Source organism: Mesorhizobium waimense (assembly GCF_003601975.1).
Taxonomy (GTDB): Bacteria; Pseudomonadota; Alphaproteobacteria; order Rhizobiales; family Rhizobiaceae; genus Mesorhizobium; species Mesorhizobium waimense.
Genome location: NZ_QZWZ01000022.1, coordinates 63357 through 76982, shown reverse-complemented (window position 1 = coordinate 76982; position 13626 = coordinate 63357). Strand labels below are relative to the sequence as shown.

Here is a 13626-nt window from a genome sequence, read left to right as displayed (position 1 = left end):
GGCAGCGGGCGATGGGAAGCCCGCTGCCGCCGGGGGCGGAACACGATGACTGACTAACGCATTCTGGCCCCGTGCTTTCCCGTGCGGCGGCTCGGGGGTGTTGAAACCGCCGCACCGGAAAAGTTCTGGATCGTCAGCCCTTGGCGACAGGCAGGGCGACGAAGCGATTCGAGTCGTCGCGGGTGATCTGCATCAGCACCGCCTTGCGGCCCGACTTCACCGCATCGGACATCGCCTTGGTGACATCGTCGGTTCCGTTCACCTCCACCGAATTGACCGAGGTGATGATGTCGCCGGGCTGGATGCCGCGATCGGCGGCGTCGCTGTCCGGGTCGACATCGGTCACCACCAGCCCCTTGCCTTTTTCGGACTTGGTGACGGTGAGACCGAGATCGGCCAGCGTGTCGGGCTTTGCCGGAGCGGCGGGCTGCTGCTGGTCGGCTGAAGCCTGCTTGTCGCTTGCCGGCAGCTTGCCGAGGTCGACCTTGATGGTCTCGCTCTTGCCGTCACGCCACACGGTGACGTCGACCGGCTTGCCGGGCGAGTAGGCGCCGATCAGACGGGCGAGTTCCTTGGGCGAAGCGACGTCCTTGCCGTCGACCTGGGTGATGACGTCGCCGGCGGTGATGCCGGCCTTCTTGCCGGGGCCGTCGTCCTGCGCGCTCGACACCAGCGCGCCCTTCTCGGACTTCAGTCCGAGCGACTCGGCGATGTCGGATGTGACCGGCTGGATCTCGACGCCGAGCCAGCCGCGCTGGACGGAGCCGTTCTTCATCAGATCCTCGACGACCTGCTTGGCGGTCGAAGCCGGGATGTCGAAGGCAATGCCGACGCTGCCACCCGAGGGCGAGAAGATCGCGGTGTTGATGCCGACGACCTGGCCGTTGAGGTTGAAGGTCGGGCCGCCCGAATTGCCGCGGTTGACCGAGGCATCGATCTGCAGGAAGTCGTCATAGGGGCCGGCGCCGATATCACGGCCGCGGGCGGAGACGATGCCGGCGGTGACAGTGCCGCCGAGGCCGAACGGGTTGCCGACGGCCACCACCCAGTCGCCGACGCGAACCTTGGAATCGTCGGCAAAGTCGACATAGGTGAACTTGCCGACACCATCGACCTTGAGCACGGCGAGGTCGGTGCGCGGGTCGGTGCCGATCAGCTTGGCGTCGAGTTCCTTGCCGTCATTCATCACCACGGTGAAGGCCGAGCCTTCCTCTACGACGTGGTTGTTGGTGACGAGGTAGCCATCATCGGAGATGAAGAAACCGGAGCCTTGCGCGACCGGGCGGGGCTGGTCGTTGTTGTGATCGCGATGATTGAAGCGGCGGTTGCCGAATTGGCCGCCCTGGTCGCCAAAGCCACGGAATTCCTTGAAGAAGCGACGCAGCTGTGGATTGTCGGGCAGGTTGTTCATGCCGTCCTGATCGTCGGACTGGTCCGAACCGTCATCGGCCGCCGGCTCGATCTTGGCCTTGACCTTGACGCTGACCACCGCCGGCGAGACGCGTTCGACGATATCGGCGAAGCCGGGGACCTGCGGCGCCTCGACACGCACCGCATCGGCCAGAACCGGAGCCGTTCCGGTGGTGACGACACCAAAGCCGATCGCGCCGGCGACAGCCAGCGAGGCAACGGCGGCCAGAAGGCGCTTGCGGGTGCGGGAATATGAATTGGGGGCAATATTCATGGGTCTCGTATCCTCTTTTGATTGGATGCGGCTTAGCCAGGACATCCTCGATCGAGAGGAATAGAGAGGCGCACATTACGGCGCCATTTCCGGTGCATGAAACTTTTGTAATGTACCGGCAACAATGGCGCACAAATCCCTTGGTTGCACCCGCCTGTGGCACTATGTTGTACACAGCTCAGCACAAGGCTTTCACCATGACAGCAAGCACCACCATGACCATTCGGGTTTCGTCCGAAACCAAGCTGAAGCTTGAGCGGATCGCCGCCGACACTCGGCGGAGCAAATCCTTCCTCGCGGCCGAAGCGGTTTCGGCCTATGTCGATCGCGAGCTTGAGATCATCGAAGGTATCAAACGCGGCATGGCTGACGCGGCGGCTGGCCGTGTCGTGCCCCACGACGAAGCCATGGCGGAAATCGACGCCATAATCGAAGCGGCGGAAGCCAAGCGCGCGGGCAAGGCGTGAAGCGGTTCGTCACCTGGTCGCGAGAAGCGCTGGACGACATCAAACAGCAAGTCGCCTTCATCGCGCGGGACAATCCGGCGGCCGCCAGACGCCTCGCGGATCGCATTCGCGATGTGGGCAAGGGTCTTGGCGACATGGCGACGGGCCGGCCTGGCCGGATAACAGGCACCTATGAAAAGCCCATCGGCCGCCTGCCCTACATCATTGCCTATGAGCTGCGGCCGATTGGCGGCCGTGAGGGCGTCGTTATCTTGCACATCATTCACACGTCGCGGGATTGGCCGCTGGAGGAATGGCCGGATTAGCTATCCAGCATCTTGTCCAGCGCCGCCTGCTCCTCGGCGGTCAGGGCGTTCGTTGCCGTCGAACGTCGCGATCGCGCCGCGAGCACGATGAAGATCCCGCCTGCGAGGAGCAGGAGCACCGGCGTGCCCCAGAGCAAGGCATTGCGTAGGCTGAAGCGCGGCTTCAGCAGCACGAACTCGCCGTAGCGAGAGACGATGTAGTCCATCACCTGCTGGTCGGTATCGCCGGCGACGAGCCGCTGACGCACCAGGATGCGTAGGTCGCGGGCGAGATCTGCGTCGGATTCGTCGATCGACTGGTTCTGGCAGACCATGCAGCGCAGCCCTTCCGACAGGGTCCGTGCCCTCGCCTCCAGCGCCGGATCGGACAGCACCTCGTCGGGCTTCACCGCGAAGGCGCTGCCGGCGAACAACAGGCCCAGCAGCAGCACCAGCGAAGCCAGCGAGACCCTTGCCGTCATGACAGGCTCGCGGAAGGTACGAGTTCCTTGCGGCGCGCCGGCGCGCCGACGCGCAGGCGGCGGTCCATCAGCGACATCGCAGCGCCCGCCATCATCACCACGGCGCCGCCCCAGATCAGCGTCACCAGCGGCTTCCACCACAGCCTGACGACGACGGAACCGTCATTGCCCTCGTCGCCCAGCGACAGATAGAGTTGGCTGAACCAAACAGTCCTGATGCCGGATTCGGTTGTGGTCGTCTGGCGCACCGGAAAGAAGCGCTTGGCCGAGCTTATTTCGCCCTTGGCATTGCCGTCGGCGCCGATGACGACGAAGCGGCCGCGATCCTCGCTGTAATTTGGCCCCTGCGCCGGGTAGAGCCCTTCGAAGCGCAGCGTGTGGCCGGAGAGTTCGACGGTCTCGCCGGCATGCATCGACAGGATCTTCTCGGTGCCGAAGCTGAGCGTGCCGACGATGCCAAGCAGCGTCAGGCCAAGCCCGAGATGGGCGAGCGCGGTGCCGAACACCGAGCGCGGCAGGCCGGCGAAACGTCGTAGCATGATGGCAGGCGTAACGGAACCGAAGCCCGATTTGACGGCGAGATCGGTCAGCGCGCCGCAGACCAGCCAGACGGCAAGGCCAACGCCAAGCGCGGCAAACACCGAAGCGCCATCGACGAACAGGCCTGTCACCAGCATGGCGGCAAGCGCTGCCGCAAAGGCCGCCATCAGACGCTGGGCGGCGGCGAAGACATCGCCGCGCTTCCAGGCAAGCAGCGGACCGAACGGCACGATCGCCAGCAGCGGCAGCATCAGCGGGCCGAATGTCAGGTCGAAGAACGGCGCGCCGACCGAGATCTTGCCGCCGGTGACGGCTTCGAGCGCCAGCGGATAGAGCGTGCCGACGAGAACGGTGGCGGTGGCGGTGGTGAGGAACAGATTGTTGAGGACTAAAGCGCCTTCGCGCGAGATCGGATGGAACAGGCCGCCGGCCGTCAGCCTCGAGGCGCGCAAGGCGAACAGCGCCAGCGAACCGCCGATGAACAGCGTCAGGATGCAAAGGATGAAGACGCCGCGCGTCGGGTCGGTGGCGAAGGCATGCACCGAGGTCAGCACGCCGGAGCGCACCAGGAAAGTGCCGAGCAGCGAGAGCGAAAAGGTGAGGATCGCCAGAAGCAATGTCCAGATTTTCAGCGCCGAACGCTTTTCCATGACGATCGCCGAATGCAGCAGCGCGGTGCCCGCCAGCCACGGCATGAAGGAGGCGTTCTCGACCGGGTCCCAGAACCAGAAGCCGCCCCAGCCGAGCTCGTAATAGGCCCAGTAGGAGCCCATGGCGATGCCGCCGGTGAGGAACATCCAGGCAACCAGCGTCCATGGCCTGACCCAGCGCGCCCAGGACGCGTCGATGCGACCCTCGATGAGGGCGGCGACCGAGAAGGAAAAGCAGATCGAGAAGCCGACATAGCCGAGATAGAGCAGTGGCGGATGAATGGCGAGGCCGAGATCCTGCAGGACGGGGTTGAGGTCGCGGCCCTCGATCGGGGCCGGGTTGAGGCGGGTGAAGGGATTGGACGTCGCCAGGATGAACAGGAAGAAGGCGGCGCCGATCGCGCCCTGCACGGCCAGCACATTGGCCTTGAGCGTTGCCGGAAGATTGGAGCCGAAGACGGCGACAAGGGCGCCGAAGAAGGTCAGGATCAGCACCCAGAGCAGCATCGAGCCTTCGTGATTGCCCCAGGTTCCCGTGATCTTGTAGATCAGCGGCTGCAGCGAATGCGAATTCTCCCACACGCTCGCCACCGAGAAATCGGAGCTGGCATAGGCGGTTGCCAGCGCCGCGAAGGAAAGTGCTGTAAGCGCGAAGCCGGTAACCGCCACCGGACCGCCGACCGCCATCATCTTCTGGCTACCGGCGCGCGCGCCATAAAGCGGCACCAGCATCTGCACGAGCGACAGCGCGAAGGCAAGGACGAGGGCGAAATGTCCGGTTTCAACCAAGCGCGTTACTCACTCTTGCTTTCCTGCCAGACACCCTTGGCCTTGAGCCCGTCGGCGACTTCCTTGGGCATATAGCGCTCGTCATGCTTGGCCAGCACGCTGTCGGCGACAAAGACGCCGTCCGGACCGAAGCTGCCCTCGGTGATGACGCCCTGCTCCTCGCGGAACAGGTCGGGCAGGATACCGGTATAGGTGACCTTGACCGATTTCTGCTTGTCGGTCACCGAAAAGGCGACGGTCGCGCCCTGCCCGCGCTCGATCGTGCCCTTTTCGACCAGACCGCCGAGCCGAATGCGCTGTCCAGGCTGGACGGTTGCGGTGGCGAGATCGCCGGGCATGTAGAAATAGGAGGCCTTCTGGCCGAGTGCGTAGAAGGTAAGACCCGTGGCGGCACCAAGGAAAGCCAGCCCCGCGACGATCACCGACAGTCTCTTCTGCTTGCGCGTCATGACTACTCCGTCGCCGTCAGGCCGAGCGAGGCGGCAAAGGCGGTGAACTTTTTCGCTTCCTCGCTGTCGGCGCCAAAAACGGAAATGCCGCGGCTGAGCGCATCGCGTGCCTGGTCGGCCTTGCCAAGCACGACATAGGAACGAATGAGCCGCATCCATCCTTCCGTGTCGTGCGGGTTTTGTTTGAGCTTCTCGTCGAGCCCGGCGACCATGGTTTCGATCATCGCCTGCCGGTCCTGCGGCGACATGGACTGCGCCGCTTCGACCGCCTGTGCATCCGGGCCGATGGCGGGCGTTCCCGACGCGACGGCCCTCTTCGCGTTTTCGGCCAGCGCCTGCTCGACGGCGCGACGCCAGGGCGATTCCGCCGGCAATGTGCCGAGCATGTTCTGCCAGGCCACCGTCGCTTCGCCTGTGCGGCCTTCCTGCGCCAGGCCCATCGCCAGATAGAAGCTTGCCTTCGGGTTGGCCGGATCGAGCTTCAGCGCCGCCTCGAACGCGTTCTGCGCCTCCGCCGAGACGATACCGCCCGCGGCATTGGCGATCGCCTCGCCAAGGCCGGACTGGCGGGCCGCGCTTTCTCCGTCGAGGCGGATGGCGTTGCGATAGGCGCTCACCGCGTCGGAATAGCGCTGCAGGCGCAGGTAGATCGGCGCCAGCACGTCCCAGCCGCGGCCATCGGAAGGGTTGGCAGCCAAATGCGCCTCGGCGCGCGCCACCAGTTCGTCCACGGAGGAGTCGGCGGGGTTCTTGGCGAGCCGCTCTGCAAGCGGCTGCGAAGGCAAATCGGGCGAGCCGAGCTTGATGTAAAGCCCCCAGCTGACCAGCGGAACCGCCAGCACCGCCACAGTCGCCACCAGCCTTGTCGCCACCGATGGTCGTCGCGCCGTCGTGTCGGCCTGACCAGCAGCGCCCAGACGCAGGATGCGGCGGCCGATTTCGGCGCGCGCCTCTTCGGCCTCGGCCGGCTGGATCAGGCCACGCGCCACGTCGCGGTCAAGCTCGGACAGCTGGTCGCGATAAACTTCGAGGTCATGGTCGCCGGGCGCCGACGCGCCCTTCGGGCCGCCGGCCAGCGGCAGCAGTACCGCAAGGCTGGCGCCCAGCGTGAGGATTGCGGCTATGACCCAGAACAGCATCTTTCATCCAATACCGGCAGAGCCCTGCCCTGCCAACATGGGCATCCTGCGACGCTTTGACGGCAAGTGCGCCGTCCATCCTTGATCGACATCAACCGGACCGGGTTCAGTCCAAAATACGAATGCTAGGTTAGCGGCGTCCAGCTGCCGTCGGCATTGCGGCAGGCGGTGCCGCGCGCGGTGGCGCCGTCGGTGCCGCTGAACACCGTATGGGTGTACTGCCGACAATCCTGCGAGCCGACACGGTAAGGCTGGGCGGCAACGACTTCGCCCGAGCGGCCCGAACTGTCGCTCTTCCATGTCACCTTCTGGCCGCTCGCCGTGTATTCGAGCGCCTTGTATTCGGCTTCCAGCGCCTTGCGTTTGTCGGCATCGCTCAGGCCGGAACCGATCGATCCGCCGACGAGGCCGCCGCCCATAGCCGAAATGATCGTCGTCGCCACCTTGCTGCCGGCGGGAGGCGTGGCGGCCGGCGCCGGCGTGACCGCCGCGCCAGGGCCGCCCTTGCCCAACGTCCCACAGCCGGAAACGGCGAGCAGTGCGGAAAGGAGCGCGACGCGAATCTTCATGCCAACAACCGGATTTCTCGAGCAGGATGAACTGGGGGCCGCGCCATCGGGAAGTCGGCAAGGCCATAGTATTGATATTTGTCGGAAATTTGGCCGCAGTCCACCATAGCATCACTGAAGGCTCCGCAACCGCACCGCCGCCTTCAACCCGCCCATGGCGGAGCGTTCAAGCGCCAGACCGCCTCCATACTCGTTGACGAGGTCGGCGACAATGGCAAGGCCGAGCCCTGTGCCCGGCTTGGTCTCGTCGAGGCGCCGTCCGCGCTTCAACGCCTCGCGCGCCTTGTCCTCGGGAATGCCCGGACCGTCATCCTCGATGGCGATCTCGAACAAATTGGTGTCCTTGCCGGGGACAGGTGCCAGCGTGACAGTGACCGCGCCCTTGGCCCACTTCATCGCGTTGTCGAGGAGATTGCCGAGCAATTCCTCCAGATCCTCGCGTTCGCCGCCAAAGATGATGTCGGTGGCCGGCAGCGTAAGCGTCAGGGTTGTCCGCGGGTTGAGCTTTTGCAGCACGCGCACGATGCGCTGGACCAGCGGCGCCACCGGCGTGCGGTAGACGACGCTGTCGCGTTGGGCTGCGACGCGCGCCCGTTGCAGATAATGGTCGACCTGTTTCTGCATTGAGGCCGCCTGCTCGGTGATGAGCTGGCCCTTGGCGCCGCCGAGCGCCCGCCCCTCGTTGAGCAACACGGCCAGAGGCGTCTTCAGCGAATGGGCGAGGTTGCCGACCTGCGTGCGCGAGCGTTCGACGATGCGCTTGTTGTTCTCGATCAGCGCATTGGTTTCGTTGGCCAGTGGCTCGATCTCGGCCGGAAAGCTGCCGTCGAGTCGCTGCGCCGTGCCCTCGCGCACCATGGCGAGTGCGTTGCGGACGCGGCGCAAGGGCTGCAGGCCGATCAGGATGGCGAAGGCGTTGATGGCGATCATGCCGACGCCGAACAGGGAGAGATAGGTCAAGAGGCGGCGCTGGAAGCTGGCGATCTCCTGCTCCAGTTCGGTCTGGTTGCCCATGACGCGAAAGCGTGCGGCGCGGTTCTTGGCATCGAGGACGAATTCGCTTTCGAACACCTCCAGCTCCTCGCCATGGATGCCTTCGGTGCCATAGCTGCGCTGGAAGCTGGAGTTGAAGGGAACCTCGGCGACGCTCGGCGAAAGAATCGCTTTGGTCATCGAGGAAGAGTGCAGTTCGCCATGCACACCCTCGGAGGCCGGCTCCACGGTCCAGTACCAGCCCGAATTCGGTTCGGAAAAGCGCAGGTCGCCGAGGTCCGGCGCGCCGGTCAGCTGGCCGCTTTCGGAAACGCCGACCGAGCCGATCAGGTTGAACAGATGCGCCGAAAGCAGGCTGTCGAAGCCGCGCTCGCTGGCCTGGCGGTAGAGCGTGGTGATGAGGGTGAAGATGACGACCAGCGTCAGGATCGCCCACAGGGTCGAGAAGGCGATGACGCGGAACGCCAGCGATCGCGGCCAGGACCGCGCCGAAAGCGTCTTGGAGACGGCCGGTTTTGCAGGAAGAGGTTCCGCGTTACGCCTCCGGCTCACGCATGCGGTAGCCCATGCCGCGCACGGTTTCGATCATGTCGATGCCCATCTTCTTGCGAAGTCGGCCGACGAAGACCTCGATGGTGTTGGAATCGCGGTCGAAATCCTGGTCGTAGAGATGCTCGACCAGCTCGGTGCGCGACACGACCTCGCCCATATGGTGCATCAGATAGGCCAGCAGCCGGAATTCATGCGAGGTCAGCTTTAGCGGCTGGCCGTCGACATCGGCCTTTGAGGCCTTGGTGTCGAGGCGCAGCGGCCCGCAGGTCAATTCCGACGAGGCATGGCCGGCGGCGCGGCGGATAAGCGCCCGCACCCGCGCCAGCACCTCCTCGATATGGAACGGCTTGGTGACATAGTCGTCGGCGCCTGCGTCGATGCCCGACACCTTGTCACTCCAGCGGTCGCGCGCCGTCAGGATCAGCACCGGCATCTTGCGGCCGCCACGGCGCCAGCGCTCGACGACGCTGATGCCGTCCATCTGCGGCAGGCCGATGTCGAGCACGACGGCGTCATAGGGTTCGGTATCGCCGAGGAAATGCCCTTCCTCGCCGTCGAAGGCGCGATCGACGACGTAACCGGCATCGACCAGCGCATCCGCTATCTGCCGGTTGAGATCCTTGTCATCTTCGACGACGAGCACGCGCATGACGGTTAGAACCTGTTGACGGATCCGGGGTCAGATATAGGCCGATTCCGGCGGCCTGGGAAACGGAGGCCTGTTAGGTGGAAGATCGGGTCAGTTCAGCGGAACGACGATTTCGGCGCGGCGCGGACGCTGGCCTTCCTTGCCCGGCACCAGCACGACGATGACGCAGACCGGCTGGCCGCCGCGCGTCGACTGCGAGGCCTTGGCCAGCGTGCCCCCATTCTGCTCGGCCACCTGTTGGCCGATCGCGTAGCAGTCCGACGCAGCCAGCACGATCGGCTGCGTGTCGGCGGGCGCGACGACCGGTATTGCCGTCGCCTGCGACGCAAACAGGCCGGCCGCTGCAAGCGCCAGCGTCGCGGTTCGAAGATGGGAGCGAAGCGTGTTCATGGTCAGCGTTGTAACGCATCGGTGCTGAACGTGAAATGAACGGTGAACGCTCGAAAAACCATGCCCGCCACACCCCTGCAACCCGAGATCCACCGCCCACCCGGTGATACGCGTCAGGCGTTTTCCTGCGTGATGGCGCGAAAGCGCAGCAGCCCATGATGGACCGCCAGATCCTCGTCATAGCGGGCCTCGGCGAATTCCAGTGACAGGCGTGTCTGGCCATGTGGGCCGAAGGCCAGTGCCGCATCGGCAAGGCGCGCCTTGATGCTGTCCATGATGACACGCGTTTCGGCATCGCCATGGGCTTTCGACCAGACATGCAGCGTCACAAGCTGATCGGCGTCGTTGTCGGCGCCAGTGTCCAGGTCAAAAGCGCTGGTCCGGCCACAGGTCACGTGGGGAAAGGCAGCGTTGTCGGTTGCCTGCTCGAGCAGGCCGGCGCCGCCCAGCAGCGCCGACAGTGTCGCATCACTTCTCAGCCTCTGGAACAAGGCCTGCAGCAAATCGCCGGGCGCCGTCATCTTTTTCTCCCTCGCCCGTTACGCCTTGAACAAGCCTTGATACCAGCCATTCGCTAGCAGCGTAGCCGCGTTCGACGCATTCTGCCAGATCACGCCATTCCAAAGGAACCCGCCAATCGGCCCATACTGGCCTTCAGGCTGATGGTTTCTCGCCGCGGCAGTCCGCCAAACTCGAGCTCACGCAACGGACCAGGACCAGCATGGCTTCTACCGCCTCGTCTTCCGAAAGGCCCTGGTTTTCGACAAGCGAGCGCCACGTCGTGAAGTCCAGCGCATGCCCTATCGCGGCAACAAGAAGCCGTGCGTTTTCGCTGCCCGGGCCGAGCCAGCCCGTTTCGAGGATCGCGACACCTTTTGCGAGAACGTCTCGCCGGCGGACGAGTGCCGCAGCGACAACCGGCATTTCGGCATCGCGATACAGATTTGCAAGCAGCTGGCGCTTGCGGCTGTAGTAGCCGTAGAGCTGCAGGAGCGCCGTCCGCAGCCTGGCTTCCGGCTCGGCGATCGATCGCCAGACCTCGGGGTTGGGCGGCGGGTCCTGGCCGAAGGAATAGGCGGAACAGGCACTGAAGACCGCTTCCTCGTCGGGAAAATGGCGATAGACGGTCAGCCGCTGCACGCCGGCTTTCTCGGCGATAGCGCTCACCGTGGTCCGCGATGGGCCCATCGAACTGTGCAACTCAAAGGCCGCGCGGGCGAGTGCGAGATGGGTTTCGGCCTGCTTGACCGCACGGCGCTGTAATCTGTAAGAGCGCCGTTGGCCTTCTTTCGGTAAACTCACGTGATCACCGATATTGACATGGGTTGGAAGAGCGCCTAGAAATGAGTGATCGGCAGCGTACACCCATTTTCGGGAAGATGATATGGAACGCATTGCCTGACCACGATCCCCATCATGCGACGGCTCGTTCGGCTGCAAAACCGGCAGCCGCGCCCATCACAATCTGGGCGGTTTCGGCATCCATTGGAAAATAGACGAGTTCGATACCGGCATCATCCGCTGGCGCCGCGCGCACTGGCGGCGCCATTACACCGGCATCACCGCGAAGACGAATACTCATATGTGCTGAGCGGGGCGCTTTGCTCGGCAATGATGTCGTTACCGCCGGTCCGGGCACATGGGTGTTCAAGCCGCGCGGCCAGTGGCATACGTTCTGGAATGCCGGCGACACGCCATGCGAAATCATCGAGGTGATTTCGCCGGCCGGATTCGAGGACTATTTCCGAGAACTGGTCGCCATCTGGCCCGACAGGACAAAGTCCGGCGACCTGTTGCGGAAATACGAACTGGACATGGACTTCGAGAGTGTTCCGAGCCTGTGCGCCCGCTTTGGACTGACATCGGCCCGACCTGCCGCTACACCAACGCTTCTGCAAGGATAGAAGTCTTTGATGGCCTCCGGCTTGCAAGTCGCACGCCTGGAGCGTGCGATGTGGCGGCCTTGATGAAAGCCCCAGGGGACCGGCAGCGCCCCGCCATCTCGGAACAAGACTTCCGCTGCGGCGGGTTGCCTCGCGTCAGGAGACCGGCGCAGTTGGTCTTTGGCCGCCGATCAAGGCGGAATGCGCCTTTATGACGGAGACGACAAAGCGGATCACCGCGCGCACCGGCGCCTCGGCGGCAATTTCGCGGCGATAGACGAGCGAAACCGGATTGCTGCCAAGAATGTCAGGCACCAAGCGTAGCATGCGCGGTTCGGTCTCGGCCAGCATGCAGGGCATCACGACGAGACCGGCGCCACTTAGCGCCGCCGCCAGCATCTCCGTCATCTCGGTGACGCGAAAGACTGTCGTCGCGCCGGCGCCGTGCGCCTCCACCCATCTGGCGCCAGGCACACCGGCAAGGCTGCCGTGAAAGCCGATGATTTCGTGTCCGGCCAGCCGGCAGGGATCGATCGGCGTCCGGTGACGGTCCAGATAGCTGCGGGAGGCATAGATCGACCAGCCCGAGTCACAAAGTTTCCGTACGGTCAGCGTGTCGTCGGCGACTACACCCATCCTGATTGCGAGCTCCGCCTCGCCATGCTGCAGATCGACCGGCCGGCTGCCGCTCATCAGCTCGAGGCTGATGTCAGGGCAGGCTTTGTGGAAAGCCGCCATGCGCTCGGCAAAGAACGGACTGAATCCGGTCGGCAGCGCCAGACGGACACGGTTGCTGCCAGAGCGCACCAGCGACAGCATTGCCTGCATGGCGCGTTCAACATCATCGCCGAGCGGCAGCAATGTGCGGCCGAGCGGGGTAATCTCGATACCCTGCGGCCCGCGCAGCACAAGCGAGACCCCCAAAGCATTTTCAAGAGCGGTCAGGCGCCGGCTGATCGTCGTGTGCCGGACGCCAAGCGCGCGCGCCGCGCCCGACAACGTCCCCTCGCGTGCGGCGGCGAGGAAATAGCGCAAGTCGTTCCAGTCGGGTTCGCCTGATGTGATCACGAGCCAATTCTAGTCCAATTCGTCGCCGGATGCCTGTGCAGTTTTGCACAGGCATGTACGGAAATCGCCAATCGTCCAAACCTGGCGGGCGCGCGAGAATGGAGCTGACCAAAATTCAGGGAGCGAGCCATGACATCGAAGGTTTGCGAACGATCGTGGCTCGGCAAGCGATTTCGGCGAATGCGCTTGCAGCACTCGGCCTTGCAATGGAGGCGCGTGTGCAGGACAAGCCCCTCGACAGCGATACCGCCCGGCGCATCGAAGCGGTGCTTGGTGAATTCGGCGTCTCGGGCATTGTGGCGGATGCGAGCGCCGCAGAACTGGCTCCGGTGCTGGCTGGCATCAGGGTCGATCTATTGTCGGCCGTCAAACTTCTGTCGCAACCATCGGCGGACGGAGAGACCCGGCGTCTGGAAGCCAGCATGCGGCAGGCCTTCGGAGATGTCTCGGCCGGCTTCCCGGCGCTGCTGAAGCGGTCGATCGCACCACAGCTTGAAGGCTTGCTGGAAAGGCTGGAGGCACCGGGTGCTGCCTTCCTCGATATCGGCGTCGGGGTCGGCGTGCTGTCTGTTTCGATGCTTCGGCAATGGCCCAATCTGCGGGCAGTCGGCATCGATCCGCTGCCGGACGCCATTGCGCAGGCCCGATCCAACATCAAAGCTGCCGGCCTCCGACATCGCATCGAACTGCGCATCGGGCTTGGCCAGGAAATCATTGACGAGGACGCGTTCGATCTCGCCTTCGTGCCGAGCGCCTTCATCCCCGATCCGCAGGTCAGGGCGATCGTCGCGCGCTGCCGGACTGCGCTGCGCCCCGGCGGCTGGCTGCTGTTGGCCATGATCAACCCCGGACCGGACGCACTCGGAGCGGCTCTCGCCCGCTTCCGAACCACCTTGTGGGGCGGCACGGTGTTCGAAAATGGCGAGGCCGAGGCACTGGTAGAACAATGCGGCTATGCAGACACAAGATTGCTGCCCGGCCCGGCCGGGGCGCCTATCACCTTCGTCGCCGGGCGCAAGCCGGGTTGAGTTCGAGGAG

General features: G+C 64.5%; 16 protein-coding genes. 4 read left to right on the top strand and 12 right to left on the bottom strand.

Features of this window, described 5'->3' with window-relative positions:
- Nucleotides 1-133: 133 nt before the first annotated feature.
- On the bottom strand, nt 134-1684 hold the full coding sequence (locus D3227_RS24965) for a Do family serine endopeptidase (RefSeq protein ID WP_120016933.1): 1551 nt from the start codon (nt 1682-1684) through the stop codon (nt 134-136).
- A gap of 197 nt (nt 1685-1881) precedes the next feature.
- Between D3227_RS24965 and D3227_RS24960 the strand changes: the two genes are divergently transcribed.
- Nucleotides 1882-2151 (top strand): CopG family ribbon-helix-helix protein, encoded by a 270-nt coding sequence (locus D3227_RS24960; protein ID WP_120016932.1) that lies wholly within the window; start codon nt 1882-1884, stop codon nt 2149-2151.
- Complete coding sequence (locus tag D3227_RS24955; RefSeq protein WP_120016931.1) at nt 2148-2456, top strand: type II toxin-antitoxin system RelE/ParE family toxin; 309 nt, start codon at nt 2148-2150, stop codon at nt 2454-2456. Before D3227_RS24960 ends, D3227_RS24955 begins: the two co-directional genes overlap by 4 nt.
- Here D3227_RS24955 and D3227_RS24950 read toward each other — a convergent pair.
- The 10 genes from D3227_RS24950 to D3227_RS24905 form a co-directional block, all read right to left on the bottom strand.
- The gene (locus D3227_RS24950) at nt 2453-2917 is read right to left on the bottom strand and encodes a cytochrome c-type biogenesis protein (protein WP_120016930.1); all 465 of its coding nucleotides are present in this window, start codon (nt 2915-2917) and stop codon (nt 2453-2455) included. The two genes, D3227_RS24955 and D3227_RS24950, sit on opposite strands and share 4 nt — an antisense overlap.
- On the bottom strand, nt 2914-4896 hold the full coding sequence (locus tag D3227_RS24945; protein ID WP_120016929.1) for a heme lyase CcmF/NrfE family subunit: 1983 nt from the start codon (nt 4894-4896) through the stop codon (nt 2914-2916). The genes D3227_RS24950 and D3227_RS24945 overlap by 4 nt, the downstream gene beginning before the upstream one ends.
- Before the next feature lie 5 nt (nt 4897-4901).
- Nucleotides 4902-5345, bottom strand: coding sequence for a cytochrome c maturation protein CcmE (ccmE, locus tag D3227_RS24940; protein WP_120016928.1), 444 nt, complete (start codon nt 5343-5345; stop codon nt 4902-4904).
- 2 nt (nt 5346-5347) lie between these two features.
- Nucleotides 5348-6484, bottom strand: a complete 1137-nt coding sequence (gene ccmI / locus D3227_RS24935) for a c-type cytochrome biogenesis protein CcmI (RefSeq protein ID WP_120016927.1) — start codon at nt 6482-6484, stop codon at nt 5348-5350.
- A 125-nt stretch (nt 6485-6609) separates the two neighbouring features.
- On the bottom strand, nt 6610-7053 hold the full coding sequence (locus D3227_RS24930) for a hypothetical protein (protein WP_120016926.1): 444 nt from the start codon (nt 7051-7053) through the stop codon (nt 6610-6612).
- A 111-nt stretch (nt 7054-7164) separates the two neighbouring features.
- Nucleotides 7165-8598 (bottom strand): ATP-binding protein, encoded by a 1434-nt coding sequence (locus tag D3227_RS24925; RefSeq protein WP_120016925.1) that lies wholly within the window; start codon nt 8596-8598, stop codon nt 7165-7167.
- Nucleotides 8582-9247, bottom strand: coding sequence for a response regulator transcription factor (locus tag D3227_RS24920; protein WP_006199718.1), 666 nt, complete (start codon nt 9245-9247; stop codon nt 8582-8584). Before D3227_RS24920 ends, D3227_RS24925 begins: the two co-directional genes overlap by 17 nt.
- A 90-nt stretch (nt 9248-9337) precedes the next feature.
- Nucleotides 9338-9637 (bottom strand): hypothetical protein, encoded by a 300-nt coding sequence (locus D3227_RS24915; protein ID WP_120016924.1) that lies wholly within the window; start codon nt 9635-9637, stop codon nt 9338-9340.
- A 113-nt stretch (nt 9638-9750) separates the two neighbouring features.
- Complete coding sequence (locus D3227_RS24910) at nt 9751-10158, bottom strand: DUF3168 domain-containing protein (RefSeq protein ID WP_120016923.1); 408 nt, start codon at nt 10156-10158, stop codon at nt 9751-9753.
- A gap of 133 nt (nt 10159-10291) precedes the next feature.
- Complete coding sequence (locus D3227_RS24905; protein WP_147377669.1) at nt 10292-11077, bottom strand: TetR/AcrR family transcriptional regulator; 786 nt, start codon at nt 11075-11077, stop codon at nt 10292-10294.
- A 161-nt stretch (nt 11078-11238) separates the two neighbouring features.
- On the opposite strand from D3227_RS24905, the gene D3227_RS24900 reads away from it, so the two are divergent.
- Complete coding sequence (locus tag D3227_RS24900; protein WP_208646424.1) at nt 11239-11541, top strand: cupin domain-containing protein; 303 nt, start codon at nt 11239-11241, stop codon at nt 11539-11541.
- Between the two features lie 135 nt (nt 11542-11676).
- On the opposite strand, the gene D3227_RS24895 is transcribed toward D3227_RS24900, so the two are convergent.
- Nucleotides 11677-12588, bottom strand: coding sequence for a LysR family transcriptional regulator (locus D3227_RS24895; protein ID WP_120016921.1), 912 nt, complete (start codon nt 12586-12588; stop codon nt 11677-11679).
- 98 nt (nt 12589-12686) lie between these two features.
- Here D3227_RS24895 and D3227_RS24890 point away from each other — a divergent pair, with 98 nt between their 5' ends.
- A complete protein-coding gene (locus tag D3227_RS24890; protein WP_167480828.1) occupies nt 12687-13616 on the top strand; it encodes an SAM-dependent methyltransferase in 930 nt (309 codons plus the stop codon).
- Nucleotides 13617-13626: the final 10 nt, after the last annotated feature.

What these genes read in the sequence shown, in the direction of transcription:
- D3227_RS24910 (WP_120016923.1), bottom strand. Translation starts at nt 10,158, where the DNA reads ATGACGGCGCCCGGCGATTTGCTGCAGGCCTTGTTCCAGAGGCTGAGA.
- D3227_RS24920 (WP_006199718.1), bottom strand. Translation starts at nt 9,247, where the DNA reads ATGCGCGTGCTCGTCGTCGAAGATGACAAGGATCTCAACCGGCAGATA.
- D3227_RS24890 (WP_167480828.1), top strand. Translation starts at nt 12,687, where the DNA reads ATGGAGCTGACCAAAATTCAGGGAGCGAGCCATGACATCGAAGGTTTG.
- D3227_RS24915 (WP_120016924.1), bottom strand. Translation starts at nt 9,637, where the DNA reads ATGAACACGCTTCGCTCCCATCTTCGAACCGCGACGCTGGCGCTTGCA.
- ccmI (WP_120016927.1), bottom strand. Translation starts at nt 6,484, where the DNA reads ATGCTGTTCTGGGTCATAGCCGCAATCCTCACGCTGGGCGCCAGCCTT.
- D3227_RS24950 (WP_120016930.1), bottom strand. Translation starts at nt 2,917, where the DNA reads ATGACGGCAAGGGTCTCGCTGGCTTCGCTGGTGCTGCTGCTGGGCCTG.
- D3227_RS24930 (WP_120016926.1), bottom strand. Translation starts at nt 7,053, where the DNA reads ATGAAGATTCGCGTCGCGCTCCTTTCCGCACTGCTCGCCGTTTCCGGC.
- D3227_RS24965 (WP_120016933.1), bottom strand. Translation starts at nt 1,684, where the DNA reads ATGAATATTGCCCCCAATTCATATTCCCGCACCCGCAAGCGCCTTCTG.
- ccmE (WP_120016928.1), bottom strand. Translation starts at nt 5,345, where the DNA reads ATGACGCGCAAGCAGAAGAGACTGTCGGTGATCGTCGCGGGGCTGGCT.
- D3227_RS24960 (WP_120016932.1), top strand. Translation starts at nt 1,882, where the DNA reads ATGACAGCAAGCACCACCATGACCATTCGGGTTTCGTCCGAAACCAAG.